Raw genomic sequence first — 24,401 nt, 5'->3', positions numbered from 1 at the left:
ACGCGGTACCGCAAGACCCACTCAGGAGTTGGTCGGGTGAGGGGAGACGACCTTAAGGGGTGGCCTCAGGTTCGATGTCCGCGCCCTCGGCGGGTTCCTGGGAATGCATCCGGAGGTCGGTGGGGTCCGCCAGTTCGTCCCCTTCGGCCGGTGCTTCGCTGTGGATGCGCTGTGCCGATCCCAATTTATCGTTCATGACCGCTGCTCCTGTGCTCCCGGTTCCTGCTGTGGATCCCCTCTTAAAGATCATTCAGCGCCTGCCCGGACGGGGTGTCAAGGACCTTCCCGAGGCTCTGGCCGCCGGGGGTCTTCTGTGCTGGACTGGGGGACGCATTGTGCTTTAAGTCCATGCTGGACCAACCACAACACCGTCGGCCGGCCGGTCCCCGCCGGCTGTTAGGAAGGATGTTTGTTATGGCAACTCACAAGATCGGCTACTTCGTCGGCAGCCTGGCACGCGGCTCCATCAACCGCACCCTCGCCAAGGCCTTGATCAGCCTGGCCCCGGCCGACCTCGAGTTCACCGAAATCCCCATTAAGGACCTGCCGCTCTACAGCTACGATTACGACGCCGATTTCCCACCGGCCGGCCGGGCCCTGAAGGAAGCGGTGGAGGCCTCTGACGGCATCCTGTTTGTGTCCCCCGAGTACAACCGGTCCATTCCCGGTGCCCTGAAGAACGCCATCGACTGGGGATCCCGACCGTGGGGGGCCAACTCGTTCGCACGCAAGCCCACCGGGATCATCGGTGCCTCGCCCGGGAGCATCGGGACCGCAGTGATGCAGTCCTCCATGCGCAGCGTGCTGAGCTTCCTTGACGCTCCCCAGCTCAACGCCCCGGAGGCCTACGTCAAGTTCAACCCGGCGGCATTCGGGGAGGAGGGCGAAGTCAAGGATGAAGCCACGGCCAAGTTCCTGCGCCACTACATGGAGGAGTACTGCGCGTTCGTCCAGCGGGTCACGGCGGCCAATGCGCCAGGCCACATCGGCGATCTCGAACCCGACGCCGAGAAGCTGTCCCGCTAGAGGTACGGAGGCCCGCAGCCCCCAAAGTGCGGCGGGCTTCCGTCCTAGTCCAGTGGAAGGGTAACGGTCACGCAGGTGCCGCGGCCGGGGCTGGAGTAGATGTCCACTGAGCCGCCGGCCTCGTGGACGGCCACGGACATCAGCCTGAGGCCGTAGCCGTGGTGCCGGCCGCTCACGGCGAGCTGGCAGTCGAAGCCCGCACCGTCGTCGGACACCACCAGGCGGATGCCGTGGTCCACGGCCGCGAGCTGGACCGTGAGCTGGGAAGCATCCGAGTATTTGAACGCGTTGCTTAGCGCTTCGCGGGCCGACTGGTAAAGCAGGGACGCGCAGTCCGCCGGGATCTCGATGCCCCAGTGCGGAGTATCCCAGCGGACTGCTGTCCCTTGCTGACGGAGGGGCACGGTAAGCCGGTCGATGCAGCCGGCAAGCCCCAAGGTGTGGAAGTCGACCGGATGCTGGTCTGTGATCACGCCTCCCACGGCGATGACCTCATCCAGAGCTGATTCGTTCCCCATGACTCTTCCTGCTTCCCCGCAGATGGTGGTCTGATGCTTATAGCGTGGACCGCCAACTGCAGGGGATCCGAAGGGATGCCTCAAGATCGGCTCAAATTTCGTAGAAGATTCGGGCGCCTTTGCGAGCCCTGGCGGCGCCGCCGGCCATCCCTTGTTTCGGATCGAGGGAAATGCACGACGGCGGCGCGCACCTCAGTGCGCTCTGCGGTTCCTCAGCCTCCTCAGGCTGCGGCCACGGTGCGTTGAGACGGTCTTTACCAAAGCTTGTGCCTTCGTTGTCAGTTCCCTGCCGATGGATTGAGTTGCCGCTGGAATGCTCGAAGGAAATAAGAATTCGAACTTTCCTGTGGGGGCAATTTACTAAATGCGCAGTGCGTCACAATTTCATACATTCATTCACGCATCCGCCCCGGATTTTTTGGCCGCAGTTACAGCGGCCACCGGGCCGGTGTTCCTGTGATTACGGTCCTCATTCCAGCGCACAATGAGGCAGCGGGCATCGGTGAAACCCTGAAATCCCTCACATCGCAGAGCCGCCGCCCGGACAGGGTGATTGTGGTGGCAGACAATTGCACCGATGCCACCGAGGAAATTGCCCGTGCACGGGGCGCCGAAGTCCTCCGCACCGAGGGGAATTCCGACAAAAAAGCCGGCGCACTGAACTTCGCCCTCAGTGGACTCCTGCCCGCTGCCGAGGCCGAGGACATGATCCTCATCCAGGACGCCGATTCCCAGCTGTCCCACGACTTCATCGAGCGGGCAGTAGCCCACCTGCAGCGCGATTCCCGGCTTGGCGCCGTCGGCGGTGTCTTCCGGGGCGGGCACGGAGGAGGGTTCGTAGGGCACCTGCAGCGCAACGAATACGCACGCTACGCCCGCGACGTGAAACGCCTCAAGGGCAAGTGCCTGGTGGTCACCGGCACCGCGGCCCTGTTCCGGGCCAGGACGCTGCGCGATGTCATCACGGCCAGGCTGGACGGGTCGCTGCCGCCGGGCAATAGCCGTGGCGGGGTATATGACACCTCGGTCCTCACCGAGGACAACGAGCTGTCGTTTGCGCTGCTGAGCCTGCGGTACCGCATCAAATCACCGGCGGACTGCACGCTCGTGACCGAGGTAATGCCCACGTGGCGCGAACTGTGGGCGCAGCGGCTCCGGTGGAAGCGTGGCGCGGTGGAGAACTGCGTGCAGTACGGCTGGACCCGGGTCACGCGCCCGTACTGGGGCCGGCAGGTCCTGGCCATGGTGGGTGTCCTGGTGACGCTGGCCTACTTCGGCACGGTGGCGTTTGCACTGGGCACGGGGGCCGGGCTGGTCATTCAGCCCTTCTGGCTGGCCGTGACCGGTGTCTTCTTGATCGAACGTGTGGTCACGGTGCGGCTGCGGGGATGGAAATACATGCTCGCCGCCGCAACCATGTACGAGCTGGTGATCGACCTGTTCTTGCAGGTGGTCCATGCGAAGGCGTACCTGGATTCAGCCTTCAACAGAAAGAAAGCCTGGTAACAGATTATGTATGACAACCCAGCAGCTCCCGCCGCGGCCGGAATTGGTTCCGGAACCCTCGCCATGACCGGTGCGGGTGACCTGTTCTGGCTGACCCTGGCTGCCTTTGCGCTCCTGGCATTGGGGCTGGCGGTCAAGCGCATCATTCCGGTCCGGGGCGACAAGTCCTAGGCGGTTCCCTTGCAGTAGCTGACGAGGAAACACAAGTGTGGGGCGTCCGGTAATCCGGACGCCCTTCACTTGTATTGGGGAAGAACGGGTCAGGTGACCACGCTCAGGACGTTGGAGCATCCGGCGGAGTCGCACACCTTGTAGGTTGTGGTGGTGCCGCCCTTGAACTTGTGGACGTAGCTGCCCGTGTTGGGCACGGACTTCTGGACGCCGTTAATCCACAGCATGACGCTGGTGCCCGTGGTTCCGGTCCACTTCAGGGTGGTGTTGTTCACGCCGTTCGCTTTAGTGGTGGTGGCGGACAGTTTGATGGCCGACGGCGGCGGAGGAGGCGGTGTGGTGGCTGCAGGGACGAACGAGAAGTTCCGCACCGTCACTGACTCCGGCTTCACATGGGCGGGATCCCCGCCGCCGCCGCCCGTGACCCACAGGTTGAAATGGACCTGCTCCTTGGCCGGCACGGGAACTGTGGTGCCCTGCAGGACGGTGCGCTTGAGGAGGGCGCCGGCGAAGCCCTCGCCTGCGTAAGTTTCGAAGGTCAGCTTGCCTGGCTCCCACACCATGCGGTGCGTGGTCACGGGGCTGGCGGTGACATCAAAGGTCACCGTGTTGTTGCCCTGGCCCGGAGGCTTCGTGGCGTCGAACCAGTATCCGTGGCCTTGGCTGACCGGCCACGATTCGCCATAGGCGGCGCCGCCGCCCCAAGCCGATGCCTCGCAGAGGTCGATCTCGTTGTAGCCCGGCTCTGCGAGAGGATCGTAGGTAAAGAGGCAGCCCCAGACCACTTCCTTTTGCAGGACGCTGAGGTTCTTCTCCACGGTGGTGCTGTAGGTTCCGTAACCGAACCCCTGCCGGGTGGACTGGAATTCAGCGCCCACCGGAGCCTCGCCCGTCGGGTTGGTCAGCTTCAGCGTGACGTACCCGTTTGCGTCGGGGTTGCTGACGTTGGCGGCGTCAAAGGCCTTGTTGTACTGCGGCGCCCCGCCCCAGAACCGCTTTTCCCAGTTGAAGCCCTGCCAGGAAAAACCTCCGGCCGGGCCTGGGTCCGGTGGCGTGGTTTCGGCAGCTTGGGCGGATGGCATGCACGCCAGCATAGCCAGGGCCGACGCCGCCAGCATGGCCAACGGCCTGAGGTGGCGGGTTGATCGTGAGACAGGTAACCGAAAAGGTGCCATGCAGTGCCCCTTACATCGTGCTCCCCAGCGAGCGGCTTTGCGCCCCCATTGAGCACAGGATGATCATCAGTCACATGAGTCACATAGCGCAATAGCCTAAATGCGATTAATTTGAGTGGACCAAACCCTCAAGAAATACGCAATATTGAGCAATTCTCAAGAAAAACGCAATAATCTAACAATTTGAAATATGCTTCGAAAACGGTGTGTAGGCTCACTCCATAGAACTTCCTCTTCCGAGCCCCTGAAAAACCAATCCGCGTGGTTTATGTCTGCGAATAGAACATGAAATAGCTTGGATGGTGGGCTAGCGGGCGCAGGTAGTCAAGACTTATTTGGGGGCATGCATGGTGGAGCGGGGCGTTGCTGTTGTTGTTGAAGACGACGATGACATCAGGACATCTCTGAAGGAGGTTCTCCTGCAGTCCGGTTTTTCCGTTTTTGAAACTTCCTCCGGCCTGGAAGGCGTGGCAGCCGTGCGGGAACATGACCCCGTCATTGTCACCATGGACGTTGGGCTGCCGGATTTTGACGGAATCGAGGCCTCGCGCCGGATCCGGACCTTCAGCGACGCCTACCTCATCATCGTGACCGGGAGGGTGGAAGAAGCGGATGCGCTGATGGGCTTCGAGGCCGGCGCGGACGACTACCTCACCAAGCCGTTCCGTCCGCGGGAACTGCGTGCCAGGATCGCTGCGATGCTTAGGCGTCCGCGGGCCATAATGTCCGCCTCCGGGGAACGGATGCCGGCGTCCCGGCCCCGCGGGGGCCAGCAGGCGGCGGCACCTGCTGTTGCTGCCGCCGTCGTACCTCTGCCCCCGCACGCAGCGCCCGCCGTGCTGTGCGATTTTGAGCATAAGGGCCTGACACTTCACGAGGGATCACGTTCCGCCGCCATCCACGGCGTACCGCTGGACCTGACCCGCACCCAGTTCGACCTTCTCCTGGTGCTGATGGAGAACGGCCGCGTGGTGCAGACCAAGGCCGACCTGGTCCGCAGGCTGCGGAACGAGCCGTATAACACCGGCTCGTTCGTCACGGCCGGCGAGGAACGCGCCGTCGAGGTCCACCTGGGAAACCTGCGCAAGCGCCTGGGCGACAGCTCAAGGGCACCGCTGTGGATCGAAACGGTGCGCGGTGTGGGCTACCGGCTGGCGCCGTAGCGGCAGCGGGTGAGCCAATGGCTGCGGCCGGGCGTTGGCTGCCCGGCAGTACCACTACGCCCTTTCCCAGGAATACTGGATCCACACCTGATACCCCTGGGACCGCTCGAACAGGCAGCGCGGATAGTGGCCGTCCGCTGCGAGCCAAAGCATTTGGCCATCGTCAGTGACTGCGTCCACCTTTCCCGCCCGAACCGTAGTGTTCCAGTGCCTGATCTCCACGGTACGGCCCAGGACGGGAACCCAGTCATGCTGCAGATGAAGTGCCATAATTTTGTTCCGGGCCTAACAGGCTTCGAAGTCCGCCAGCACTTTGAGTTTGCCGGCAGAGGCTGATGTGGGATCGAAGGTGTAGCCAATCCACTCCCGAACCAGTCTCCGGGCAAGTTCCACGCCAACCACACGCTGGCCCATGGTGAGGACCTGGCAGTTGTTGGATAGCACGGAGCGTTCCACGGAGAAGGAGTCGTGCGCTGTGGCGGCGCGTATGCCCTCCACCTTGTTGGCCGCCAGTGCCACTCCAATCCCGGTGCCGCAGAAAAGGATGGCCCTGTCTGCCCGGCCGTCCCGGATCAGCTCACCTGCCGCGATGCCCACATAGGGATAGGGCTTGGTGAAGTCCTCAGGGGAGTCGGAGGCGTTGACGCCGATGTCGAGGACTTCGCTGACGCGCGGATCGGCGCGCAGATCCTCCGCGATACGGTCCTTGTAACCAACGCCGGCTTCATCCGCTCCCACGATGATGCGCAGCCCCATCGGTTGTCCTTCCATTTTCATGCCCTTGCTCCGACCGGTTTCTGGGCAGAGGTGGCAGCGGCACTGGCGGCCTGGTCACCTGTGAGGTGCGGACCCATCACGGTGAAGATCATGGCCAGGGAGGTGGCGCCGGGATCGGCGGTGCCCACGCTCTTCTCCGCAAGGGGCCTGGCACGCCCCTTCAGCGGCCGTAAGAAAGCTGTTCCCTCGGCCGCCTCAACTGCCTTCCGGGCCGCAGCGGTCCAGGCGTCCGTCGCTGGAGCGCCTTCAGCTATGAGCGTCCGCAGGGTCTCGGCGAAAGGCAGCAGGGCATCCACCATGGTCTTGTCACCCAGGTCCGCCTTACCAAGGTCCGTGATCCGCGCCGCAAACGCGGTAACCGCCGCCGCCAGCCTGTCGGCGTCAGGTGAACTGTGGTTCCCCAGCGTTTCACCAAAGGCCCGCAGCCCGGCGCCCCACAGGACGCCCGACGTGCCGCCGGCCCTGTCTGCCCACGCATCTCCGGCGGCGACCAGGACCGATCCGGCGCCTGCCCCCTTGGCAGCTGCGGACGCACCCGCGTCCGCTGCGGCATCAACGCCGCGCACCATGCCACGTCCGTGGTCACCGTCTCCGGCCACCGCATCCATGGCGCCGAGCTCCGCCTCCGCGGCGTGCAGCCAACTGCGGGCGGCTTCGAGCGCGGAGACGCAGCTCACCGCGAAAGCGCGGGAGTCGCCGTCGGACTCGAACAGAACGTCTTCAGCGCCGCCATCGGACGTTTCAGCACTAAATTCGGTGGTAGCCGAAGCTGCGCTGCCGCGTCGGTAGGCAGGAGTTTCCGCGGGGGCCGTCCAGAGCGCTTCGAGCTCATCGTCCAGCCACGTGACCGTGAGCGAAACGCCGGACATGTCCAGGCTGGTGACCAGTTCGCCGACCTCAGGCATCACCAGCGTGTAGCCGGCTTCGCGCAGCAGCGGGGCCACCGTGAGCCAGAGGACAAACAGCTCCTCATGTTTGGTGGAACCAAGGCCGTTGAGCAAGACCGCGATCCGGTTGCCGGCGTCCGCTGGCGCCTCGGCCAGCACTCGTGCAACGAGCTCCTGACCGAGGACCTTCGCGGACGGCAGGTCCGTGTCGAACAGCCCGGGCTCACCGTGGATGCCCAGCCCGAGGCCCATCTGCCCGTCCTTCAGCGTGAACAGGGGCGCATCTGCGCCCGGGAACGTGCAGCCGCCGAAGGCGCTACCCATAGTGCGCGTCCTGCTGTTCGCCTTGCGGCCCAAACGCACGACGTCGGCCAGGCTGGCTCCCGCCTCGGCCGCGGCTCCCATGATCTTGAAGACTGTGAAATCTCCCGCGATGCCCCGGCGCTTCTCCGATTCGATGGCCGGTGCACTGGCGATGTCGTCGGTGACCAGTACGTTGTCAACCTGGATTCCTTCGGCGGCGAGGCGCTCGCTGGCCATGCCGAAATTCAGCACGTCCCCGGCATAGTTGCCGTATGTGAACACCACGCCAGCCCCGGAATCCGCGGCTTTGGCCACCAAATAGGCCTGCTGCGCGGACGGGGAGGTAAAGATATTTCCCACTACGGCGCCGTCGGCGAAGCCGCTCCCGATGAGGCCGGCGAACGCGGGATAGTGGCCCGAGCCGCCTCCTGCAAGTACCGCCACTTTGGGCTGCGCCGGACGACGGCGGCGGACAGCACCGCCGGGTACCTGGCGCACGTACTCCGCATGGAGGTCGCAGAACCCAGCTAGGGCCTCTTCGGCGAATTCTGAGGGGTCGTTGAAAATCCTGGTCATCGTTGACTCTCTGGCTGGACTGGTCTGGTCTGGCTGGACTGGGACGGCGCTTAGTGGATGTGGCTGCCGCCGTTGATGTCGATGGTGGTGCCGGTCAGGTAGGCGGAGTCTTCGGAGGACAGGAAGGTGATGACGGCGGCGATTTCCTCGGTGGTGGCGTTGCGGCCCAGGGGGATGCCGGCGTTGATGGCTGCTTCCTGTTCCTCGGTGCTGCCCACGCGGATGTTGGTGTCCACGGCGCCGGGGGTGATGGCGTTGACCGTGACGCCGGTGGCGCCGATTTCGCGGGCCAGTGCCTTGGTGAAGCCGAGGATGGCGGCCTTGGCTGCGGAGTAGGGGACCTTGCCGAACACGCCGCCGCCGCGCTGGGCGGAGACGGAGGACATGTTCACGATGCGGCCCCAGCCGTTCTCGATCATGTCCGGCAGGAAGGCCTTGGTGACGAGGTACGTGCCGGTGGCGTTCACGGCCATGACCTTGTTCCAGAGGTCCAGGGTGGTTTCCAGGAACGGCACGGGGGAGGTGATGCCCGCGATGTTGGCGAGGGCGCCGACGGCGGGGAGGGTGCCGGCGGTAATTTCGGCCTTCACGGCCTGATAGGCGGTGTTGACGGAGTCTTCGTTGGCGACGTCGACTTCGTAGCCGAAGGCCGGAACGTTGAATTCGTTGCCGATTTCTGCTGCGACCTTTGCGGACTTTTCGCCGTCGAGGTCCAGGATGACTACAGCCCAGCCGTGGGCGGCGTAGCGGCGGGCGGTGGTGATGCCGATGCCGCGCTCGGAGGTGGCTCCGGTGAGGACGGCGGTGCGCTGGATGGTGTTGCTCATGATGCTCCTTGGTTGCTTCTTTGCGGGGGTTTTGTGTCTGGTGATGGAATCGAGTGCTCCATAAGCGCCGTTTTGGGGGTCCAAAAGGGCGTCTATGGAGCAATCGATGGTTAGAGAAGTTCGGTGAAATAGCTGGCGGCCTTGGCGGTGGCCGCGGGGCGTTCGTCGTGGGTGACGTCCCGGGTTTCCAGTTCGAGGGAGAAGTGGCCGGTGTAACCGCTGGCCGCAAGGGCGTTAAGGCCGGCGGCGAAGTCGGCGCCGCCGTTGCCGATGCTGAGGTTGATGTTTCCGGGCACCGCATCGCGAAGGTGGACGTGGGAGATGCGGCCGTGGTGCCGGCGGATGTACTCCAGTGGATGTTCCCCGGAAGCGACGATGTGGCTGAAATCCATAACAATCCCGATTCCGGTACCCGCCAGTCGCTGTGCCAGCAGTTCCGCGCGCTCAAGGTTCCAGCAGAGCCGCAGGAAGTGCAGGGACTCGGTCCACAATTCGACGCCGAACTCCGCCGCGCGCTGTCCGGCCCAGGAGAGTTGGGCGGCCACCAGGTCCAGGTCCTCGTCCAGGCCGCGGACCGGATGGTGATTGAGCGCTCCGCATGGCAGGACCAAGGCCTTCGCGCCGGTGTTGGCCGTGAGGGTGAGCAACGCGTCCAGGTGCCGTTCACGGGCGTCACGGGCACCGGCGTCGAGCACTGCGTTGAGGTCTCCGATGTCCCCGTTGACGGAGCGTACCAGCAGTCCTGAGGCCGCAACTTCGCCTGTAACGGCCTCGACGGCCGCCATATCCAGCTCATAGGGAACGTGGTTGCAGACGCCCGGGAGCGCACCGAGATCGATCTCGTGGAAGCCCAGGTCGCTGATGGTGCGTAGCGCCGTGGGCAGGTCCTGGTGCCGGAAGCTGATGGACGAACAGCCAATCCTGGGGTTGAACATCGTTGTTGATCCTCTGATGAGCGGTGGTGACATGAATCACTGTAGTGTGGGACAGTGTTAACAGTCAACCTCCAACATTGACTGTTGACATCGGGAATGATGCAGGTCACACTGGGCGTATCATGTGTTAACAGTCGACAGTGCCGGGGCGTTGACGCTCCGCTCGCTCTTCGAAAGGGATCCACTCCATGAGCAATGAAGCTCTGAAAATGCGCGGCCACGTCCACGGGACGAAAGACGCCAAGCGCGTCGCCATCGGCTCCGGTGTTGGTGCCGTCATTGAAACGTACGACTTCATCGGCTTCGGTACCGCCGCGGCCCTGTATTTCGGCACGGCATTCTTCCCCACAGGTGACCCGGTCACCGGAACCCTGGCTGCGTTCGCCACCCTGGGCGTTGGCTTCGCGGCCCGCCCGATCGGCGGCATTATCGGCGGGCACTTGGGCGACAAGGTAGGCCGCAAACCCGTTCTGGTGGCCTCATTGATCCTCATGGGCGTGGCCACGTTCCTGATCGGCCTGCTCCCTACCTATGAGCAGGTGGGCCTCCTCGCGCCGGCACTCCTGGTCTTCGTCCGCGTTGTCCAGGGCCTGGCGTTCGGCGCCGAGTGGGGCGGCGCCATCCTGATGAGCTACGAACACGCACCGTGGAAGTCCAAGGGCAAGTACACCGGCATCGTCCAGGCCGGTTTCCCCGTCGGACTGCTCCTGGCGAACCTCGTCTTCCTGGTGAGCGTGAACCTCGGCGGCGAGCTTGCCTGGCGCGTCCCGTTCCTCGCGAGCATCGTGCTGGTCGCAGTTGGCCTGATCATCCGCTCCAAGGTTCCGGAATCCCCGGTTTTCGACGAGGTCAAGGACAGCGGCTCCATCGTAAAGAACCCCATCATGGAAGTCATCAAGACCGACTGGCGCAGCATCGTCCGCGGCATCGGCCTGCGCATCGCCGAGACCGCCGGCTACGCGGTGTCCATCACCTACATGATTTCCTACCTGCACACCCAGCAGCTCGCGGACAAGACCCAGACGCTCGTAGCCCTGTGCATCGCTTCCTTCATCGGCATCTTCGCCACCATGGCCTGGGCCCGGCTCACGGACAGGATCGGCCGCCGGCCGCTGTACGTCTGGTCCACCGCCTTCGCAGCGCTGTTCGGCATCCCCATGTTCCTGCTGGTCAATACCGGACTGTTCATCTTCGTCATCGCCACGATCGTGATCTCCTACGCCGTGTGCCAGAACTCCCTCGCCGGTGCCCAGGGCCCATGGTTCCCTGAGCTGTTCCAGGCCAAGACCCGCTCCTCCGGCGCCTCCCTGGCCTACCAGATCTCCGCCATGGTCTCCGGTTTCACGCCCTTCGTCACCACGCTCCTGTTTGTCACTCTGGGCTGGATGGGCCCCGCGCTCCTCTTCAGCTTCTACGCCGCCGTCGGCCTCTGGGCCGCCCTCGTCACCCGCGAAACCTGGGGCAAGCGCGAGCGCCAGCTCGCGGATGAGGCCACCAAAAGCACCCCGCAGTCGGTGAACGTCTAAATGACCACCACTCACGAAAAACCCGTCACCGAAATGCAGGAAACCATGGGAACCAACCCCACAGAACGTGTCGCGGCCACCGCGGCAGCCGCCTACCGGATCCGGCACCACGCGCTGGACATGGGCGAGGTCCAGGGCCAGGGCTACGTGGGCCAGGCCCTCGGTGCAGCCGACATGCTGGCCACCGTCTATGCCGACCAGCTCCGTTTCCGGGCAGCCGAGCCGGAGTGGGAGGGCCGGGACCGGTTCCTGCTCTCCACCGGGCATTACGCCATCGGCCTGTATGCCGCATTGGCTGAGGCCGGCATCATTCCGGTACAGGAACTGGAGACGTACGGCTCGGACGATTCCCGGCTGCCGATGTCCGGGATGTCCACCTATACCCCGGGCATGGAAATCTCCGGTGGGTCGTTGGGACACGGCCTCACCGTTGCAGTGGGCATGGCCCTGGGCCTGAGGTACCAGGGCTCCGGGGCCAGGATCTACAACTTCCTCTCTGACGGTGAACTGGACGAAGGCTCCACCTGGGAGGCGGCGATGGGCGCCTACCACCACCAGTTGGGAAACCTCACCGCCATGGTGGACATCAACGCACTGCAGGCGGACGGGAAAACGGACACAGTGCTGCGCACCGAGCCGGTCACCGAAAAGTGGGAATCGTTTGGCTGGTACACCCAGCGGGTAGACGGGAACGACGTCGGCGCGCTGCTCACAGCGTTCGACAATGCAGCTGCCCAGGCCGCCGCCGTCGGACGCCCTTCCGTGATCCTGTGCGATACCAAGGTGGGCCGCGGCGTCCCGTTGCTCGAGGAGCGGGAAAAGGCGCACTTCATGCGCATCGAAGAACACGAATGGCAGACCTGCCGCGAGCAGTTGACCGCCGGATACGAAGGAAAGGACGCCCGATGAGTACCCTTACAGCTTCGACAGGCACAGCCGCACCCAAGCTGAAAACCTCGGCCATGATCGCGTCCTTCGCGGACCCGGGCCAGAAGACGGCGTCCGCTCCGTTCGGACACGCCTTGGTCAAGGCCGCGCAGGAAAACGACAAGATCGTTGGGCTCACCGCGGACCTGGGCAAGTACACGGACATGCACATCTTCGCCCAGGCCTTCCCCGAGCGGTTCTTCCAGATGGGCATGGCAGAGCAGTTGCTGTTCGGTGCCGCTGCGGGCATGGCAGAGACCGGGCTGGTGCCATTCGCGTCCACCTATTCTGTGTTCGCCGCCCGCCGGGCGTACGACTTCCTCTGCCTGGACGCCGCCGAGCCCAACCTCAACGTTAATATCGTGGGCGGCCTGCCGGGCCTGACCACCGGGTACGGCCCCAGCCACCAGGCCACCGAGGACATGGCGATTTTCCGCGGCATGCCCAACCTGACCATCGTGGACCCGTGCGATTCGATCGACATCGAGCAGGCCGTGCCTCAGCTCGCCGCCAGCGACGGGCCTACCTACCTGCGGCTCCTCCGCGGCAAAGTGCCCACCGTCCTGGACGAATACGGGTACACGTTTGAACTGGGCAAGGCCAAGGTCCTGCGCCCGGGCAACGATGTCGTCTTCATCTCCTCCGGCCTGATGACCATGCGGGCGCTCCAGGCAGCCAAGGCGCTGGAGGCACACAACGTGGATGTCGCCGTCGTGCATACCCCCACGATCAAGCCGTTCGACGCCGCAACTGTCCTGGCGGAGATCAACACGGACCGCCTCGCTGTCACGCTCGAAAACCACAGCATCATGGGTGGCCTGTTCGAGACCGTGGCATCCGCCGTGGTCACAGCCGGGCTCGGCAAACGCGTGGTGCCTGTGGCGTTGCCGGATGAATTCCTCGACGCCGGCGCCCTTCCCACCCTGCACGAACGCTACGGGCTCTCGGTCCAGAAGATTGTGGCGAAGGTGCTGGCCGAACTGGGCTGACGCACCTGCCGAAGCGCGGAGCAAGTCCAAGCTGCTCCGCGCTTCTGCCGTAGAATCGACTGTTAACACGCCACTGTAAACAGTCGACCCCTAACACTGAGGATCCTCCGATGACTGAACTAGCAGCATCCCTTTTGGGGCTCGAGAAGAAAAGCCTCCGCGAACAGGCGCTTGCCGCGCTGCGCACAGCCATCACCAGCGGCGAACTGGAACCCGGCAGGCACCTGGTGGAGACCGAGCTCTCCGAGATGCTGCGGATCAGCCGCGGCACCCTGCGCGAGGCGCTCCGCCAGCTGGAACAAGAAGGACTCCTCTCAGCCGGGCCGCGGGGACGCCTCTCAGTCAGGCACCTGGATGAGAAGGAAATCCGCGACATCTACGCCGTCCGCGCCGCACTGGAATCGCTCGCCGCCCGAACCCTGTGCGAACTTCCCGACCGGCAGACCGTGATCACCGCCCTGCGCGCGGCAATCGACGCGATGAAGGCCGCCGAAAAGGAAAGCCTGCAGAAGCGGGTGGAATCTGACCTCGAATTCCACCGCACCCTTTGCCGGCTGACCGGGAATGAGACGTTGCTGCACACGTGGGAGTCGCTGGAAGGGTCAATCCGGATGTCCATCATGTTCGCCGGCCTGGAAAAGGGCGTCAGGAACATGAGCGTGGACCGCCACCATGACATCGTGGCTGCGATCGAAACCGGCGACGCCTCGCTGGCCCGCAAGACCATCCGTGAGCACATGGACACCGCCGCCAGCAACCTCGTGGCGTAGGTACCGGCCGGCTCAGCCCAGCTCGCCGGTCCCGGCCGCCGCGAGCGGCAGAATCTGATCCCAGAAATCCTCAGGGATGTCCCACTCCGCAAGCTTGACGGTTTCCTCAACGCGTCCAGGTTCCGACATTCCAACAATCGTGGAGCTGACCCGCGGATCCCGGGTGGAGAACTGCAGGGCGGCGGCAGCCAGCGGCACTCCGTATTCCTTGCAGATCGCCTCCATTTGCTTCACCCGCCCGATGATGGCCTCGCTGGCCGGGCGGTAGCAGTAGTTGGGGGCGGCGTCCGGACCCTTGACCAGCATGCCACCGCCGAACGGTGCCGCGTTAACGTACGCCACCCCGCGGTCCATGGCCTCCTGGATGAGGGGCTCGGCGGTCTGGTCCACGAGCGTGTAGCGGTTGTGGCTGATGACGACGTCGAACACATCGAGTGCGAGGTACTTCAGTTCCAGGTCGATCGGCCCGCCAGCTACGCCCAGATGCCCGATGACGCCCTGGTCGCGCAGCTCGATCAGCGCTTCCAGCGGGCCGCCCGCCGCGATGCCTTCCTCGAAGGTGATCTTCTCCGGATCGTGGAGGTACACCAGCTGGAGCCGGTCCAGGCCGAGCCGTTCAAGGCTTTCCTCCACGGACTGGCGGACCCGGTCGCCGGAGAAGTCATTTATTCCGCGGATGGGGTCCACCTTCGTGGCCACCACAACGCCCTGGGGCAGCCCACCGGCTTCCGCAAGGGCCTGTCCGATGCGGCGCTCACTGTTCGTCTGCCCGTATTCATTGGACGTGTCGATGAAGTTGAAGGGGCCTTCGAGGACCCGGCGGATGGTGGCGACGGCGGTGTCGGTTCCGTGGGGCGCGGGGTGGCTGCCCAGCGAACTGGTGCCGACACAGACGGGAGACACGGACAGGCCGGTGCGGCCAAGGGGGCGGTATTCCACGGATGTTCCTTCGGGTGGGAGGCTCAGAAAGGGCTTTCTCTCCAGCTATTCTGCCTGCTTCACCCACTTGGTAGTGTGATTGACCACACACCCAGGAGGAGCCATGACCATCAACTCACCCGAATCCCTGCCCGACGACGACGCGCAGGAACCGGCAGCCAACGGCGGGGCTGACAAGGAGAAGGACGACGGCGGCGTCCCCGCCGGGCAGGAAGGCGTGGGCCTGGGTGCCACCAACGAGCCCAACACCTTCGAACCCGAGGAAGCCCCGGAAACGGACTAACTCCGCCATCGATTGCTCCGGAAGCGCCCTTTTGGCGGCTCAGAACGGCAGTTACGGAGCAATCGATGAGTGATTGGAATGGTGGCCGCCGGGGTAGATGAACAGATTGAGCTTCAGCTGCCGGGCCACTAGAGCGCCGACCCGATCGAAGCGAGCTCCGGCGCTTCGGCACCCGCAAAGAGGTTTACAGGGCGCTCCAGGCCGTAGTGCTCCCGCAGGGTCCGGCCCGTGTATTCGGTGCGGAACAGGCCGCGCTCCTGCAGGATGGGCACCACCTGGTCCACAAACGTTTCGAGCCCCGAGGGCAGCACGGGCGGCATGATGTTGAAGCCGTCCGCGGCGCCGCCGTCGAACCATTCCTGGATGGCGTCCGCCACCAGGACAGGCGTGCCGGTGAAGGTGCGATGGCCGCGGCCGCCGCCCAGGCGTCCGATCAGTTCCCGGACTGTGAGCTTCTCCCGGCGTGCCAGCTGAACGATCAGGGTGTAGCGGCTCTTGGCGCCCTCGATCTCATCCTCGCTGGGCAGGTTGTCCGGCAGCTGGCGGTCCAGGGGCAGGTCCTCGGGCGCTACGCGGAGAGTCTTGGCCAACTGGATCCGGGCGTACTCGGGCTTGATCAGCCGGTCCAGTTCATGTTCGAGGGCCTGGACTTCCTCCTCCGTGGCCCCAATGACCGGGACGATGCCGGGAAGGATCTTGATGGTCTCCGGATCACGGCCGACGGCGGCGGTCCGCTTCTTGAGGTCCCGATAGAAGTCCTGCGCGTCGGCGAGAGTCTGGTGGGCGGTGAAGACGGCATCGGCGTATCGGGCGGCAAGGTCCTTGCCATCCTCCGAGGAGCCGGCCTGGACAATCAGCGGGTGCCCCTGCGGTGAACGGGGAACGTTGAGCGGGCCGCGGACCTTTAGGTGCTTTCCTTCGTGGTCGATGGTGCGGATCCGTTCGGAATCCGCCCAGACGCCGTCGGCCTTGTCCGCCAAGACCGCGTCGTCCTCCCAGCTGTCCCAAAGCTTCTGCGCCACCTCGATGAACTCGGCGGCACGCTCGTACCGGACGGCGTGGGCGGGCTGGTCGTCCACGCCGAAGTTGCGGGCGGCGTCGGGACCGGCAGTGGTTACCACATTCCATCCGGCGCGGCCACCGCTGACCCAGTCCACGGACGCGAAGCGGCGGGCCAGGTTGAACGGCTCGTTGTAGGTAGTGGAGGCGGTGGCGATCAGGCCGATGTGTTCCGTGGCACCGGCGATCGCGGTCAGGAGCACGGTGGGCTCAAGCTTCCCGGCCGGGCGGCGGCCCACCTCGCCGAACAGGACCGGAGAATCGGCGAAGAAGATGGAGTCCAGCTTGCCGCGTTCCGCGGTGCGGGCCAGCTGCTTGTAGTGCTCCACGTTGGTGCTGGAATGGGGATCGCTTTCGGGAAGGCGCCACGAGGCCTCGTGGTGGCCGGTGCTCATCAGGAAGGCGTTGAGGTGAAGTTTGCGCTGGGTGGAATCAGGACTCTGGGAACTCATGGGGTGCTCCTAAGGGGTGCAGTGATTTAGTGGCTGGCGACGGTGACGTCGACGCCGAGGGCATTGAGCAGGTCGCGGCGCAGGGCTTCGTGCCCGGCGGCGTCTGTAGGGGTTCCGGCAGCGGAGGTGCCAATCTCCGGCGCAACTGTGCGCACAGTTGCCACGCGGCCGCTGTCCAGGACCACGATCCGGTCGGCCAGGGCGATGGCCTCGTCCACGTCGTGGGTGACCAGCAGGACGGCGGGCCGGTGCGCGGCCACGAGGTCGCGGAGCAGGCCGTGCATCTTGATGCGGGTCAGCGCGTCGAGCGCGCCAAAGGGTTCGTCGGCCAGCAGCAGCTGTGGTTCACGGACCAGGGAGCGGGCCAGTGCAACGCGCTGCTGCTCACCGCCGGAGAGCTCATGCGGCCAGGATTTTTCGCGGCCCGCGAGTCCCACTTCGGCGAGGGCCCTGCGGGCCTTCGTGTCGGCGTCGTGATCTCCCAGTCCCAGCGTGACGTTGCCCAGCACCGTGTCCCAGGGCAGCAGGCGGGAGTCCTGGAAGGCCACCGACACCCGGTCCGGAACGTTGATGACACCGCTGCCTTTCACATCGTGGTCCAGTCCGGCCAGCGCTCGCAGGAGCGTGCTTTTGCCGCAGCCGCTGGGACCCAGCAGGGCTACGAACTCGCCCGGTGCGATGTCCAGGTCCACACCGTTCAGGACGCCCTTCGGCCCGAAGCCGCGGACGAGGCCGCGGACGGAAACCAGCGGTGCCTCCGTGGGCGCTTTGGTGCGGGAAGGTGCGACGGCGGTCAGCCCGCCAGCGTGCGCTGCCATGAGAGTGCCTTTCGTTCGATGAAGCGGACAACGCCGTCGGACAGCAGGCCGAGGATGCCGTATACGGCGAGTCCGAGGACGATGATGTTGGTCTGGCCATAGGTGCGGGCGAGTTCCATCATGTAGCCGATGCCGCTGGTGGAATTGATCTGCTCCACCACCACCAGGGACACCCAGGCCCCGGTGACCGCGAAGCGGAGGCCCAGGAAGAAGCCGGGCAGGGCGCCGGGGAGTACCACGCGGCGGATGAAGCCTGCACGGCTTAGTCCCACTGTTTGCGCCAGCTCGACGTAGCGCAGGTCAATGCCGCGGAGGCCAGCGTGGGTCTGGAGGTAGATGGGAACGAAGACGCCGAGGGTGATGGTGAGGACCTTCATGGTCTCGTCGATCCCGAACCACAGGATGAGGAGCGGAATCAGGGCCAGGCCCGGGATGGCGCGCTTGATCTGCACCGGCCCGTCGATGAACGCCTCGCCTGCCCGGCTGAGCCCGGAGACCAGGGCCAGCACGGCGCCCACGACGATGCCGAAGAACAGCCCCAGTCCCGCCCGCTGAGCCGAGATGGCGAGGTTTTCCTGGAGCCGTCCATCGGCAATCAGCTCACCTGCCGTAGCCACCACGGTCCATGGTTCGGAGAGGATGCGGGGGTCCAGCAGCCCTGTTGCCGAGGCGGCTGTCCAGAGCAGCAGCAAAGCCGATGGGCCCAACAGCCCGGCGAGCCGCCGTCGTCGTCCGGGTCCCAGCCTGCGGCCCGTGGGCCGTACATCCTCACGTCCGGCGAGTGCCGGGTCCTGGTGGGGTGCGACGGCGGTTCGTTCCACCACGGCCGCGGCGCTCATGCGGCACCTGCCTTTGCAGCCTCGGCGAAGGCGGTGCCCGCGATGGCTTCGTAGCGGGTGTCGTACAGGTCCGCCGCGACCAGTTCGGGCTTCTTCTGCTCCCGTGCCAGCAGGTCGATGGTCTGCTGGTGCCGTTCGATGGCTTCCGTCCAGGACACGGGCACGTCCCTCTTGCCCGCGGCATCGATCAGGTACTGGCCATCCTCGCGGGAAAGGCCCTGGTCTTTGACGTAGTAGCCTTCGAGCCATTCCGCCGGGTGGTCCTCGATCCACCGTTGGGCCTTGCCCCACACCTTGACGTACGCGGCGAGGGCCGCTGCCTTGGCGGGGTCCTCCAGGACCTTGGCGGGGGAGTACAGATGGCTGGGGTCGTCCCGCAGGCCGTGCCGGAGGGTGGAGGCGCCGTCGGCCTTGTATTTGGAGAGGTAGCGCTTGATCTGCACGCCGCCGATTGGTGCGGCATCCACCTGCTTGCTGGCCAGGGCAGTGGAATAGACGTCGCCGGTGCTGGGCAGTTCCACCAGCTTTACAGCGTCCTGCCCGAGCCCGGCTTTTTCCAGGATCCGCAGCACCAGGGCGCCCTGGGCCTGTCCCGGGCTGTAGGCGATCTTCTTGCCGCGCAAGTCCTGCAGGGAGGAAATTCCCGCTCCGGGAGCGATGCCGAGTTCATAGAGGGGGTGGTTCACGGCGTCCTGACGGAAGGCGCTGGCGATGATGCGCACGTCCAGGCCGGTCCAGGTGGCGTGGATCGGCGGGATGTCAGCCACGGAACCGACGTCCAGGGCGTTTGCCCGGAAGGCTTCGGTGGTCTGCGGGCCTCCGGAGATGTTGGCGAACTCCACCTTGAAGTCCAGTTCCTTGTTCAGGCCGGACAGCTCCAGGGCCACCTTGACCGTGGGGTCGCCCACGGTGATGGTGGTACCGGCGGGCACTTCGGCGGCCAGAGGGGACGTTGCCTGCGTTGGCTGGGTGTTGCCGGCGGTGGCGCTCCCGCCGCAAGCGGTAAGGACGCCGAGCGCGGGCAAGGCCAGGAGGGCGCCCAGGGCACGGCGCCGGGTGAAGGTGGAAAGCCCTTGGGTGGACGGAGGCGCGGACGGTGCAGCGAAGGACATGGTGTGGCCTTTCTTGGAAACGGGGGACGGGGATGAGGGCACAGCAAGGCTGGCCCGGGGGTGCACCCGGGAGCGGGATGAATCGAAATTTAGGAGGGCTGCGCCGGTCAGCGGAGGCGGATCAGGCCCTGCGGATCAGGCCCGGCAGCAACAGCGAGAACCTGCGGCATGGGTGCCATTGGTGCAGCTGGCTATGTGCGGCATGGGGTCCTCCTGTTCGTCATGCGTTTGTTATGCGGTGCGGCCTGGCCTGTGCCGTGACACCACCTAAACACGGCCTCAAGGGTGTTGGCCAGCATCCCGCAATGGAAGCTAAACGGGGCGAAACCGGGCTACTTATGACGCCACGAAAGGCGCAAAATAAGGCCAAACCGGGCAATCCGGCGCCATGTTCCGCAACGCGGCTTCACCGGAGCGTCATCTTGCGGGAGGGCCGCCGAGAGGGTGCGCGTGTTTTGTTATCGCCGCAACGGTTCGGCGCCAAAAGGCCCGACGCCGGATCCCGGCGCGCCCGCGCGCTCCACAATTTAAGCACCTAACTCAAACCCAAAGGAGGGTGTGATGCGCAGTCCAGCCGCGTCAGGCGCGGTTTTTCCTACAGCCATTCTGATGGCCTTGCTTTTCACGGGCTGCGGCCCGCAGGCGGGACCGACGACGACGTCGAGTCCCAGCCCCACCGTCACCTCAGCGACAGGAACCACAACTGCCATGCCGACGGCGACCGCCTCGCCAAGTGCCACGGCTTCGCCGAGTCCCAGCGCGCCGGCGTCGGCCGCCTGGACCAGTTTCACGACGGCGGACGGCCAGTTGACGTTCGACTATCCGGCCGCGTGGAGCGTCAAGGATCCGGCGGGGGAGCTTCCCGAGGGCGGCGGTGCCTTCGCGGAGGTGACCAACGAAGCCGGCAAGCCACTGGCGACGCTTCGGACCAACATGGCCGTCGGGTCCACATGCATGGACCGGTATCCATACTCTGTGCTGGATTCCGAGGAGTTGCCGCAGTTGATGCAGGGTGAGGGGACTCCGCGGTTCATGTACGAGACCCGCGGGAACAGCGCCACACCTGGACCGGCGGACACGCCGGCGGCGGCCTACGGCATCACCTCGGTCCCGGCACCCACCGGCGACTCCGCGTCATGCATCTTCCACTTCTTCAACTGGCCCCCCACTGCCGCCATGTTCGGTGCGAACTTCAACCCGGAGAACAACGTGACGCCGGGGGCTTCGTCCCTGCCGATCCTGGAACAGGCGAAGAAGTACATGGAAACGGACGAGTACCAGGACATCCGGCGGATGATCACGTCGCTGCGGCCTGCTTGAGAGGCGCGGCCTGCTTGAGGGGCGGGCCGTGAGGGGGGCCGTGTGACCTAGGCCGGCCCAGCCAAGCCGGCTGGCTCAAGGTTCCGTCAAGATTTCCCGGATATGGCCCGGACTGGTCAAGGCGGTTCCGCGGGACCAGTACATTGAATTCGGCTTCGGATCGTTCCCCAACCCCGAAGCCTGGGAAGCCCCCGCGCTGGAGTTCAACTCGCGCGGGGGCTTCCGATCAGGCGAAGGTTCGACGCCGGTTGCCCACCCGGATCGGCGGGAGCGAAGTCCGTACAGGGCTGCCGACCCGCCCCACTTGGTCAGCTACCCGAAAAGCGGCCAGTGCCTTTGGAATGGCTTCCATATTTTGCCGCCCCGTGCCTCGATAGCATGGGGGTGACCGGACAGAGCCGTCCGGCGAGATCGACGCGAAAAAGGAAGCCCATGGCAGCGGTTACGGTGGAGGATATCCTTTCAGATCTCCCCTTGGGTTTCGCCAGCCTCATCCTCCGGCCGGCCCCGGCCAGCTCCGCGATCGAACGGTTCCTGATCGTGGATGCGGATGATGATGCGTCCGACGGCGGCGCGGCCTTTGTGCTGTTGATCGGCGTCCGTGGCCGCTCGGCTTTGCCCGCGCTGCGCCGGCTCCTGAAGAACCCTCCGCCGGTGGTCGCCGTCAAGGGAATGCGCGAAGAGCTCGCCGAAGCTGAGGAACTGCTCCGCGACGCCGGTACGGGCCTGCTCCTGGTGGATCCGGGGGCCGATTGGGACCGGCTTCTGTCCATTGCCAAGGACCGCATCCAGCCGCGCAGCTACCAGAGCGAAGTGCTGACGCTGCTGGAGGAGGACCTGTTCGCCATCGCCCAGACCACCGCCAGGCTCACCTCCAGCCACGTCCTCATCGAAGATGCCGCCAACAAGGTGCTGGCCTACTCCACCGTTTCGAACGACATCGACGAGTTGCGCAAGGCCTCCATCCTGGCCCGCCGGGGTCCGCGTAAATACGAGCTGCTGCTCAAGGACCTGGGCGCCTACCGTGAACTGCACAGGACCCGGCTGCCGGTGCGGGTACCCGCCCGGCCCCAGGACGGGCTCCGGGAACGGGTGGCCATCACCCTGTTCGCCGGGGACCGGATCATGGGCTACATCTGGCTGCAGGAAACCGGGGGCGGCTTCGGCACGGACGTAGAGTACGTGCTCAACGGATCTGCCGCCCGGGCTTCCGCCGAGCTGATCCGGTACCGCAACCAGCAGTCTGTGCACATGCGCGAAGACCGCATTGCCCGGATCCTGTCAGGGCCGGCGGAAGCCGCGGCCAGCGCCCACAGCGAGAAAATCCCTGCTGAGCGCCCTGCCGCATTGATCCTGATAGGAATCTCGGATGCCGAAGCCCAGGCTGACGACGCCGCACTGAAGCACGGCGAACTTGCCAACCTTGCGTCCATCCATGCGGCTGCCTTCAAGGCGTCCGCCGTCGTGGGCCAGTTCAAGGGCGACACCGCCGTGATTGTCCCAGGCCTGCAGTCAACCGCCGCGGAGCCAGGGCTGCGTAGCCTGGCCGACGCAATCGTCCGGGATGCAGCCAAGCACCTGGGCATCAGCCCGTTCGCCGCCGTCGGTCCGGTGGTCCCGGACTTGCTGTCCATCCACTCAACCACCCGCATCACCGAGGCGCTGTTGAGTTGCGTCGGTACGTCTCCGGACAGGGCCGTAGCCACCGTGGACGACTTCGAGGCAGAAATCCTCTTCCGGGAAGCAGTCCAGAACTTCACGTCCTCCACCTTCCGCCACCGCGGCCTTTCCGCGCTGCTGCAGCAGGACGGCGAACTCGCGGAAACCCTGCACGCATACTTCGACGCCGCACTCGACGTCGCCGAATGCGCCAGCAGGATGAAGCTGCACAAGAACACCGTCTACTACCGCATCAGCAAAGCTTCCCGGGCCACCGGCCTGGACTTCGGCGACCCCCGGGACGCCCTGGTGGCCCTGCTCCATATCCAGGAATGGGCCGGCACACACAAAGAACATTTAGGCACGAAATGACCACGACCCTTGAGGCCCCACCGTTGGGCCAGATTCTCGACGACATCGTCCGCCGTCACCGGCCGGAGCGCGAAAGCGGCTCGGTTCCGGCCTCCATCCCCTTCCTGGCAGCAGTTCCCTTCAACATGTTTGGCATCGCAGTTGCCACCGCCTCCGGGGAGGTGTTCAGTTCCGGCGACTCCGGCGTCCCCTTTTCCATCCAGAGCATCTCCAAGGTGTTCACCCTGGCGATGGCGCTTCGGGGCGACAGGGCAGGAACACTGTGGTCCCGGGTCCTGCGCGAACCCTCCGGCACCCCCTTCAACTCCCTGGTCCAGCTGGAAGCGGAACAAGGCATCCCGCGGAACCCTTTCATCAACGCCGGCGCCCTGGTGGTCACCGATCACCTGATGAATGAAACGCCCGACGCCGCCACGCGGCTCTTGCGGTTCCTCACCGACCAGGCGGGCAGCGCAGGGCCTTTCATCCATGAGGCCGCCGCTGCCAGCGAGCTTTCCAGCAGCAACCGCAACCTGGCGCTCGCACATTTCCTCAAGGACTTCGGCAACCTGGCCCAGTCAGCGGAATCAGTGGTGGAAAACTACGTCCGCCAATGCTCCATCATGATGACCTGCGTGGAACTCGCCAAGGCCGGGCTCTTCCTTGCCAGGAACGGCCAGGGGACACACGGAACCGTGGTGTCCCCCAGCGAAGCGAAACGCATCGGTTCCATCATGCTCACGTGCGGCATGTACGACGCCGCGGGCGAGTTCGCCTACCGCGTTGGCCTGCCCGGAAAAAGCGGCGTGGGCGGCGGAATCCTGGTGATCGTTCCAGGTGTTTGCGCGATCTGCGTCTGGAGTCCGCGGCTGGACGCCAAGGGGAACTCCCTAGCCGGCACTGCGGCCCTCGCCGACCTTTCCGACCGCACAGGCTGGTCCGTTTTCTAGCTTTTCTTGCCCGTCGGGGAGCACACCCCCACGACTCTTCTTCCCACCCAAGCAGGATCTTCTCCGTATCGAAAGGATCAACCATGCCCATCAACCCCAATGACGAGGTTGTACTGAAACCACTCGACGGCGGGCATGCGCATGCCAGTGAGTCGGCGTTGCATGCGGAGGATAAGGGTTATCACAAGAACCTCAAGCCCCGGCAGATCCAGATGATCGCGATTGGCGGTGCGATCGGGACCGGGTTGTTCCTTGGTGCGGGCGGCCGGTTGAATGCCGCGGGCCCGTCGCTGGTCATCGCTTACGCGGTGTGCGGGTTCTTCGCGTTCCTGATCCTGCGGGCGTTGGGCGAACTGGTCCTGCACCGGCCGTCCTCGGGTTCGTTCGTGTCCTACGCGAGGGAGTTCTTCGGTGAGAAGGCCGCGTTCGTCTCGGGCTGGTTCTACTGGATCAACTGGGCCACGACCACCATCGTGGATATCACCGCCGCGGCCCTGTACATGAACTTCTTCGGCAACTACATCCCCTGGATGGCGGCCGTCC

27 protein-coding genes are annotated in these 24,401 nt (G+C 65.1%); 13 read left to right on the top strand and 14 right to left on the bottom strand.

What is annotated here, in order from left to right:
• Positions 1-52: 52 nt before the first annotated feature.
• On the bottom strand, positions 53-196 hold the full coding sequence (locus ACLKOZ_RS20525) for a hypothetical protein (protein WP_436477878.1): 144 nt from the start codon (positions 194-196) through the stop codon (positions 53-55).
• Positions 197-414: 218 nt separating this feature from the next.
• Between ACLKOZ_RS20525 and ACLKOZ_RS20520 the strand changes: the two genes are divergently transcribed.
• On the top strand, positions 415-1,026 hold the full coding sequence (locus ACLKOZ_RS20520; RefSeq protein WP_436477876.1) for an NADPH-dependent FMN reductase: 612 nt from the start codon (positions 415-417) through the stop codon (positions 1,024-1,026).
• A gap of 44 nt (positions 1,027-1,070) precedes the next feature.
• Here ACLKOZ_RS20520 and ACLKOZ_RS20515 read toward each other — a convergent pair whose 3' ends face one another.
• Complete coding sequence (locus ACLKOZ_RS20515; RefSeq protein WP_337352565.1) at positions 1,071-1,544, bottom strand: sensor histidine kinase; 474 nt, start codon at positions 1,542-1,544, stop codon at positions 1,071-1,073.
• A gap of 456 nt (positions 1,545-2,000) precedes the next feature.
• Between ACLKOZ_RS20515 and ACLKOZ_RS20510 the strand changes: the two genes are divergently transcribed.
• Together ACLKOZ_RS20510 and ACLKOZ_RS20505 are read left to right on the top strand one after the other, a co-directional pair.
• Positions 2,001-3,050 carry a glycosyltransferase gene (locus tag ACLKOZ_RS20510; protein ID WP_436477874.1) on the top strand — a complete coding sequence of 350 codons (1,050 nt, stop codon included), beginning with the start codon at positions 2,001-2,003 and terminating at the stop codon, positions 3,048-3,050.
• Positions 3,051-3,056: 6 nt separating this feature from the next.
• A complete protein-coding gene (locus ACLKOZ_RS20505) occupies positions 3,057-3,221 on the top strand; it encodes a hypothetical protein (RefSeq protein ID WP_436477873.1) in 165 nt (54 codons plus the stop codon).
• Between the two features lie 89 nt (positions 3,222-3,310).
• Here ACLKOZ_RS20505 and ACLKOZ_RS20500 read toward each other — a convergent pair whose 3' ends face one another.
• Complete coding sequence (locus ACLKOZ_RS20500; protein ID WP_436477871.1) at positions 3,311-4,303, bottom strand: hypothetical protein; 993 nt, start codon at positions 4,301-4,303, stop codon at positions 3,311-3,313.
• A gap of 440 nt (positions 4,304-4,743) precedes the next feature.
• Between ACLKOZ_RS20500 and ACLKOZ_RS20495 the strand changes: the two genes are divergently transcribed.
• Entirely contained in the window at positions 4,744-5,559 is an 816-nt protein-coding gene (locus ACLKOZ_RS20495; protein ID WP_436477869.1) for a response regulator transcription factor, read from the top strand.
• 54 nt (positions 5,560-5,613) lie between these two features.
• On the opposite strand, the gene ACLKOZ_RS20490 is transcribed toward ACLKOZ_RS20495, so the two are convergent.
• From ACLKOZ_RS20490 to ACLKOZ_RS20470, 5 genes are all read right to left on the bottom strand, one after another.
• Complete coding sequence (locus tag ACLKOZ_RS20490) at positions 5,614-5,829, bottom strand: hypothetical protein (protein ID WP_436477867.1); 216 nt, start codon at positions 5,827-5,829, stop codon at positions 5,614-5,616.
• Positions 5,830-5,844: 15 nt separating this feature from the next.
• Positions 5,845-6,336, bottom strand: coding sequence for an RpiB/LacA/LacB family sugar-phosphate isomerase (locus tag ACLKOZ_RS20485; RefSeq protein WP_436477865.1), 492 nt, complete (start codon positions 6,334-6,336; stop codon positions 5,845-5,847).
• The gene (locus ACLKOZ_RS20480; RefSeq protein ID WP_436477864.1) at positions 6,333-8,102 is read right to left on the bottom strand and encodes a dihydroxyacetone kinase family protein; all 1,770 of its coding nucleotides are present in this window, start codon (positions 8,100-8,102) and stop codon (positions 6,333-6,335) included. Before ACLKOZ_RS20480 ends, ACLKOZ_RS20485 begins: the two co-directional genes overlap by 4 nt.
• Before the next feature lie 50 nt (positions 8,103-8,152).
• Positions 8,153-8,929 (bottom strand): SDR family NAD(P)-dependent oxidoreductase, encoded by a 777-nt coding sequence (locus tag ACLKOZ_RS20475; protein ID WP_436477862.1) that lies wholly within the window; start codon positions 8,927-8,929, stop codon positions 8,153-8,155.
• A gap of 110 nt (positions 8,930-9,039) precedes the next feature.
• The gene (locus tag ACLKOZ_RS20470; protein WP_436477860.1) at positions 9,040-9,864 is read right to left on the bottom strand and encodes a sugar phosphate isomerase/epimerase family protein; all 825 of its coding nucleotides are present in this window, start codon (positions 9,862-9,864) and stop codon (positions 9,040-9,042) included.
• A gap of 188 nt (positions 9,865-10,052) precedes the next feature.
• Between ACLKOZ_RS20470 and ACLKOZ_RS20465 the strand changes: the two genes are divergently transcribed.
• The 4 genes from ACLKOZ_RS20465 (at position 10,053) to ACLKOZ_RS20450 (ending at position 14,076) form a co-directional block, all read left to right on the top strand.
• Positions 10,053-11,390: an MFS transporter gene (locus ACLKOZ_RS20465; protein WP_337348965.1), complete on the top strand. Its 1,338-nt coding sequence runs from the start codon at positions 10,053-10,055 to the stop codon at positions 11,388-11,390.
• A gap of 33 nt (positions 11,391-11,423) precedes the next feature.
• Positions 11,424-12,299: a transketolase gene (locus tag ACLKOZ_RS20460; RefSeq protein ID WP_376048038.1), complete on the top strand. Its 876-nt coding sequence runs from the start codon at positions 11,424-11,426 to the stop codon at positions 12,297-12,299.
• Positions 12,296-13,306 (top strand): transketolase family protein, encoded by a 1,011-nt coding sequence (locus ACLKOZ_RS20455; protein WP_376047971.1) that lies wholly within the window; start codon positions 12,296-12,298, stop codon positions 13,304-13,306. Before ACLKOZ_RS20460 ends, ACLKOZ_RS20455 begins: the two co-directional genes overlap by 4 nt.
• A 110-nt stretch (positions 13,307-13,416) precedes the next feature.
• Entirely contained in the window at positions 13,417-14,076 is a 660-nt protein-coding gene (locus ACLKOZ_RS20450) for a GntR family transcriptional regulator (RefSeq protein WP_337348967.1), read from the top strand.
• A 12-nt stretch (positions 14,077-14,088) separates the two neighbouring features.
• Here the strand turns inward: ACLKOZ_RS20450 and ACLKOZ_RS20445 are convergent, their stop codons facing one another.
• A complete protein-coding gene (locus ACLKOZ_RS20445) occupies positions 14,089-15,015 on the bottom strand; it encodes an aldo/keto reductase (protein ID WP_436477856.1) in 927 nt (308 codons plus the stop codon).
• A 103-nt stretch (positions 15,016-15,118) separates the two neighbouring features.
• Here ACLKOZ_RS20445 and ACLKOZ_RS20440 point away from each other — a divergent pair, with 103 nt between their 5' ends.
• Complete coding sequence (locus ACLKOZ_RS20440; RefSeq protein WP_337349186.1) at positions 15,119-15,298, top strand: hypothetical protein; 180 nt, start codon at positions 15,119-15,121, stop codon at positions 15,296-15,298.
• Between the two features lie 128 nt (positions 15,299-15,426).
• Here ACLKOZ_RS20440 and ACLKOZ_RS20435 read toward each other — a convergent pair whose 3' ends face one another.
• The 5 genes from ACLKOZ_RS20435 to ACLKOZ_RS20415 form a co-directional block, all read right to left on the bottom strand.
• The gene (locus ACLKOZ_RS20435) at positions 15,427-16,809 is read right to left on the bottom strand and encodes an LLM class flavin-dependent oxidoreductase (protein WP_436477854.1); all 1,383 of its coding nucleotides are present in this window, start codon (positions 16,807-16,809) and stop codon (positions 15,427-15,429) included.
• A 26-nt stretch (positions 16,810-16,835) separates the two neighbouring features.
• Positions 16,836-17,627 (bottom strand): ABC transporter ATP-binding protein, encoded by a 792-nt coding sequence (locus tag ACLKOZ_RS20430; protein WP_436477852.1) that lies wholly within the window; start codon positions 17,625-17,627, stop codon positions 16,836-16,838.
• Positions 17,603-18,466 carry an ABC transporter permease gene (locus tag ACLKOZ_RS20425; RefSeq protein WP_436477850.1) on the bottom strand — a complete coding sequence of 288 codons (864 nt, stop codon included), beginning with the start codon at positions 18,464-18,466 and terminating at the stop codon, positions 17,603-17,605. The genes ACLKOZ_RS20430 and ACLKOZ_RS20425 overlap by 25 nt, the downstream gene beginning before the upstream one ends.
• Positions 18,463-19,578, bottom strand: coding sequence for an ABC transporter substrate-binding protein (locus ACLKOZ_RS20420; protein WP_436477848.1), 1,116 nt, complete (start codon positions 19,576-19,578; stop codon positions 18,463-18,465). Before ACLKOZ_RS20420 ends, ACLKOZ_RS20425 begins: the two co-directional genes overlap by 4 nt.
• Before the next feature lie 527 nt (positions 19,579-20,105).
• Entirely contained in the window at positions 20,106-20,369 is a 264-nt protein-coding gene (locus tag ACLKOZ_RS20415) for a hypothetical protein (protein ID WP_436477846.1), read from the bottom strand.
• 16 nt (positions 20,370-20,385) lie between these two features.
• On the opposite strand from ACLKOZ_RS20415, the gene ACLKOZ_RS20410 reads away from it, so the two are divergent.
• From ACLKOZ_RS20410 to ACLKOZ_RS20395, 4 genes are all read left to right on the top strand, one after another.
• Complete coding sequence (locus tag ACLKOZ_RS20410; RefSeq protein ID WP_436477844.1) at positions 20,386-20,898, top strand: hypothetical protein; 513 nt, start codon at positions 20,386-20,388, stop codon at positions 20,896-20,898.
• 432 nt (positions 20,899-21,330) lie between these two features.
• Positions 21,331-22,929, top strand: a complete 1,599-nt coding sequence (locus ACLKOZ_RS20405; RefSeq protein WP_436477842.1) for a PucR family transcriptional regulator — start codon at positions 21,331-21,333, stop codon at positions 22,927-22,929.
• Entirely contained in the window at positions 22,926-23,858 is a 933-nt protein-coding gene (locus ACLKOZ_RS20400) for a glutaminase (protein ID WP_337349176.1), read from the top strand. Before ACLKOZ_RS20405 ends, ACLKOZ_RS20400 begins: the two co-directional genes overlap by 4 nt.
• 83 nt (positions 23,859-23,941) lie before the next feature.
• Positions 23,942-24,401 (top strand): amino acid permease (locus tag ACLKOZ_RS20395; protein ID WP_436477840.1); only part of this gene is annotated, 460 nt, incomplete at its 3' end.

Source organism: Arthrobacter sp. R4 (genome assembly GCF_051365025.1).
Lineage (GTDB): Bacteria > Actinomycetota > Actinomycetes > Actinomycetales > Micrococcaceae > Arthrobacter.
Note: the sequence above shows the minus strand (reverse complement) of the source record. Positions and strands in the feature narration are given on the sequence as shown.

Bases quoted from the DNA above. Each gene is read 5' to 3' on its own strand.
- ACLKOZ_RS20525 (WP_436477878.1), bottom strand. From the start codon at position 196: ATGAACGATAAATTGGGATCGGCACAGCGCATCCACAGCGAAGCACCG.
- ACLKOZ_RS20520 (WP_436477876.1), top strand. From the start codon at position 415: ATGGCAACTCACAAGATCGGCTACTTCGTCGGCAGCCTGGCACGCGGC.
- ACLKOZ_RS20515 (WP_337352565.1), bottom strand. From the start codon at position 1,544: ATGGGGAACGAATCAGCTCTGGATGAGGTCATCGCCGTGGGAGGCGTG.
- ACLKOZ_RS20505 (WP_436477873.1), top strand. From the start codon at position 3,057: ATGTATGACAACCCAGCAGCTCCCGCCGCGGCCGGAATTGGTTCCGGA.
- ACLKOZ_RS20500 (WP_436477871.1), bottom strand. From the start codon at position 4,303: ATGCCATCCGCCCAAGCTGCCGAAACCACGCCACCGGACCCAGGCCCG.
- ACLKOZ_RS20495 (WP_436477869.1), top strand. From the start codon at position 4,744: ATGGTGGAGCGGGGCGTTGCTGTTGTTGTTGAAGACGACGATGACATC.
- ACLKOZ_RS20490 (WP_436477867.1), bottom strand. From the start codon at position 5,829: ATGGCACTTCATCTGCAGCATGACTGGGTTCCCGTCCTGGGCCGTACC.
- ACLKOZ_RS20485 (WP_436477865.1), bottom strand. From the start codon at position 6,336: ATGAAAATGGAAGGACAACCGATGGGGCTGCGCATCATCGTGGGAGCG.
- ACLKOZ_RS20480 (WP_436477864.1), bottom strand. From the start codon at position 8,102: ATGACCAGGATTTTCAACGACCCCTCAGAATTCGCCGAAGAGGCCCTA.
- ACLKOZ_RS20475 (WP_436477862.1), bottom strand. From the start codon at position 8,929: ATGAGCAACACCATCCAGCGCACCGCCGTCCTCACCGGAGCCACCTCC.
- ACLKOZ_RS20470 (WP_436477860.1), bottom strand. From the start codon at position 9,864: ATGTTCAACCCCAGGATTGGCTGTTCGTCCATCAGCTTCCGGCACCAG.
- ACLKOZ_RS20465 (WP_337348965.1), top strand. From the start codon at position 10,053: ATGAGCAATGAAGCTCTGAAAATGCGCGGCCACGTCCACGGGACGAAA.
- ACLKOZ_RS20460 (WP_376048038.1), top strand. From the start codon at position 11,424: ATGCAGGAAACCATGGGAACCAACCCCACAGAACGTGTCGCGGCCACC.
- ACLKOZ_RS20455 (WP_376047971.1), top strand. From the start codon at position 12,296: ATGAGTACCCTTACAGCTTCGACAGGCACAGCCGCACCCAAGCTGAAA.
- ACLKOZ_RS20450 (WP_337348967.1), top strand. From the start codon at position 13,417: ATGACTGAACTAGCAGCATCCCTTTTGGGGCTCGAGAAGAAAAGCCTC.
- ACLKOZ_RS20440 (WP_337349186.1), top strand. From the start codon at position 15,119: ATGACCATCAACTCACCCGAATCCCTGCCCGACGACGACGCGCAGGAA.
- ACLKOZ_RS20435 (WP_436477854.1), bottom strand. From the start codon at position 16,809: ATGAGTTCCCAGAGTCCTGATTCCACCCAGCGCAAACTTCACCTCAAC.
- ACLKOZ_RS20430 (WP_436477852.1), bottom strand. From the start codon at position 17,627: ATGGCAGCGCACGCTGGCGGGCTGACCGCCGTCGCACCTTCCCGCACC.
- ACLKOZ_RS20425 (WP_436477850.1), bottom strand. From the start codon at position 18,466: ATGAGCGCCGCGGCCGTGGTGGAACGAACCGCCGTCGCACCCCACCAG.
- ACLKOZ_RS20420 (WP_436477848.1), bottom strand. From the start codon at position 19,578: ATGTCCTTCGCTGCACCGTCCGCGCCTCCGTCCACCCAAGGGCTTTCC.
- ACLKOZ_RS20405 (WP_436477842.1), top strand. From the start codon at position 21,331: ATGGCAGCGGTTACGGTGGAGGATATCCTTTCAGATCTCCCCTTGGGT.
- ACLKOZ_RS20400 (WP_337349176.1), top strand. From the start codon at position 22,926: ATGACCACGACCCTTGAGGCCCCACCGTTGGGCCAGATTCTCGACGAC.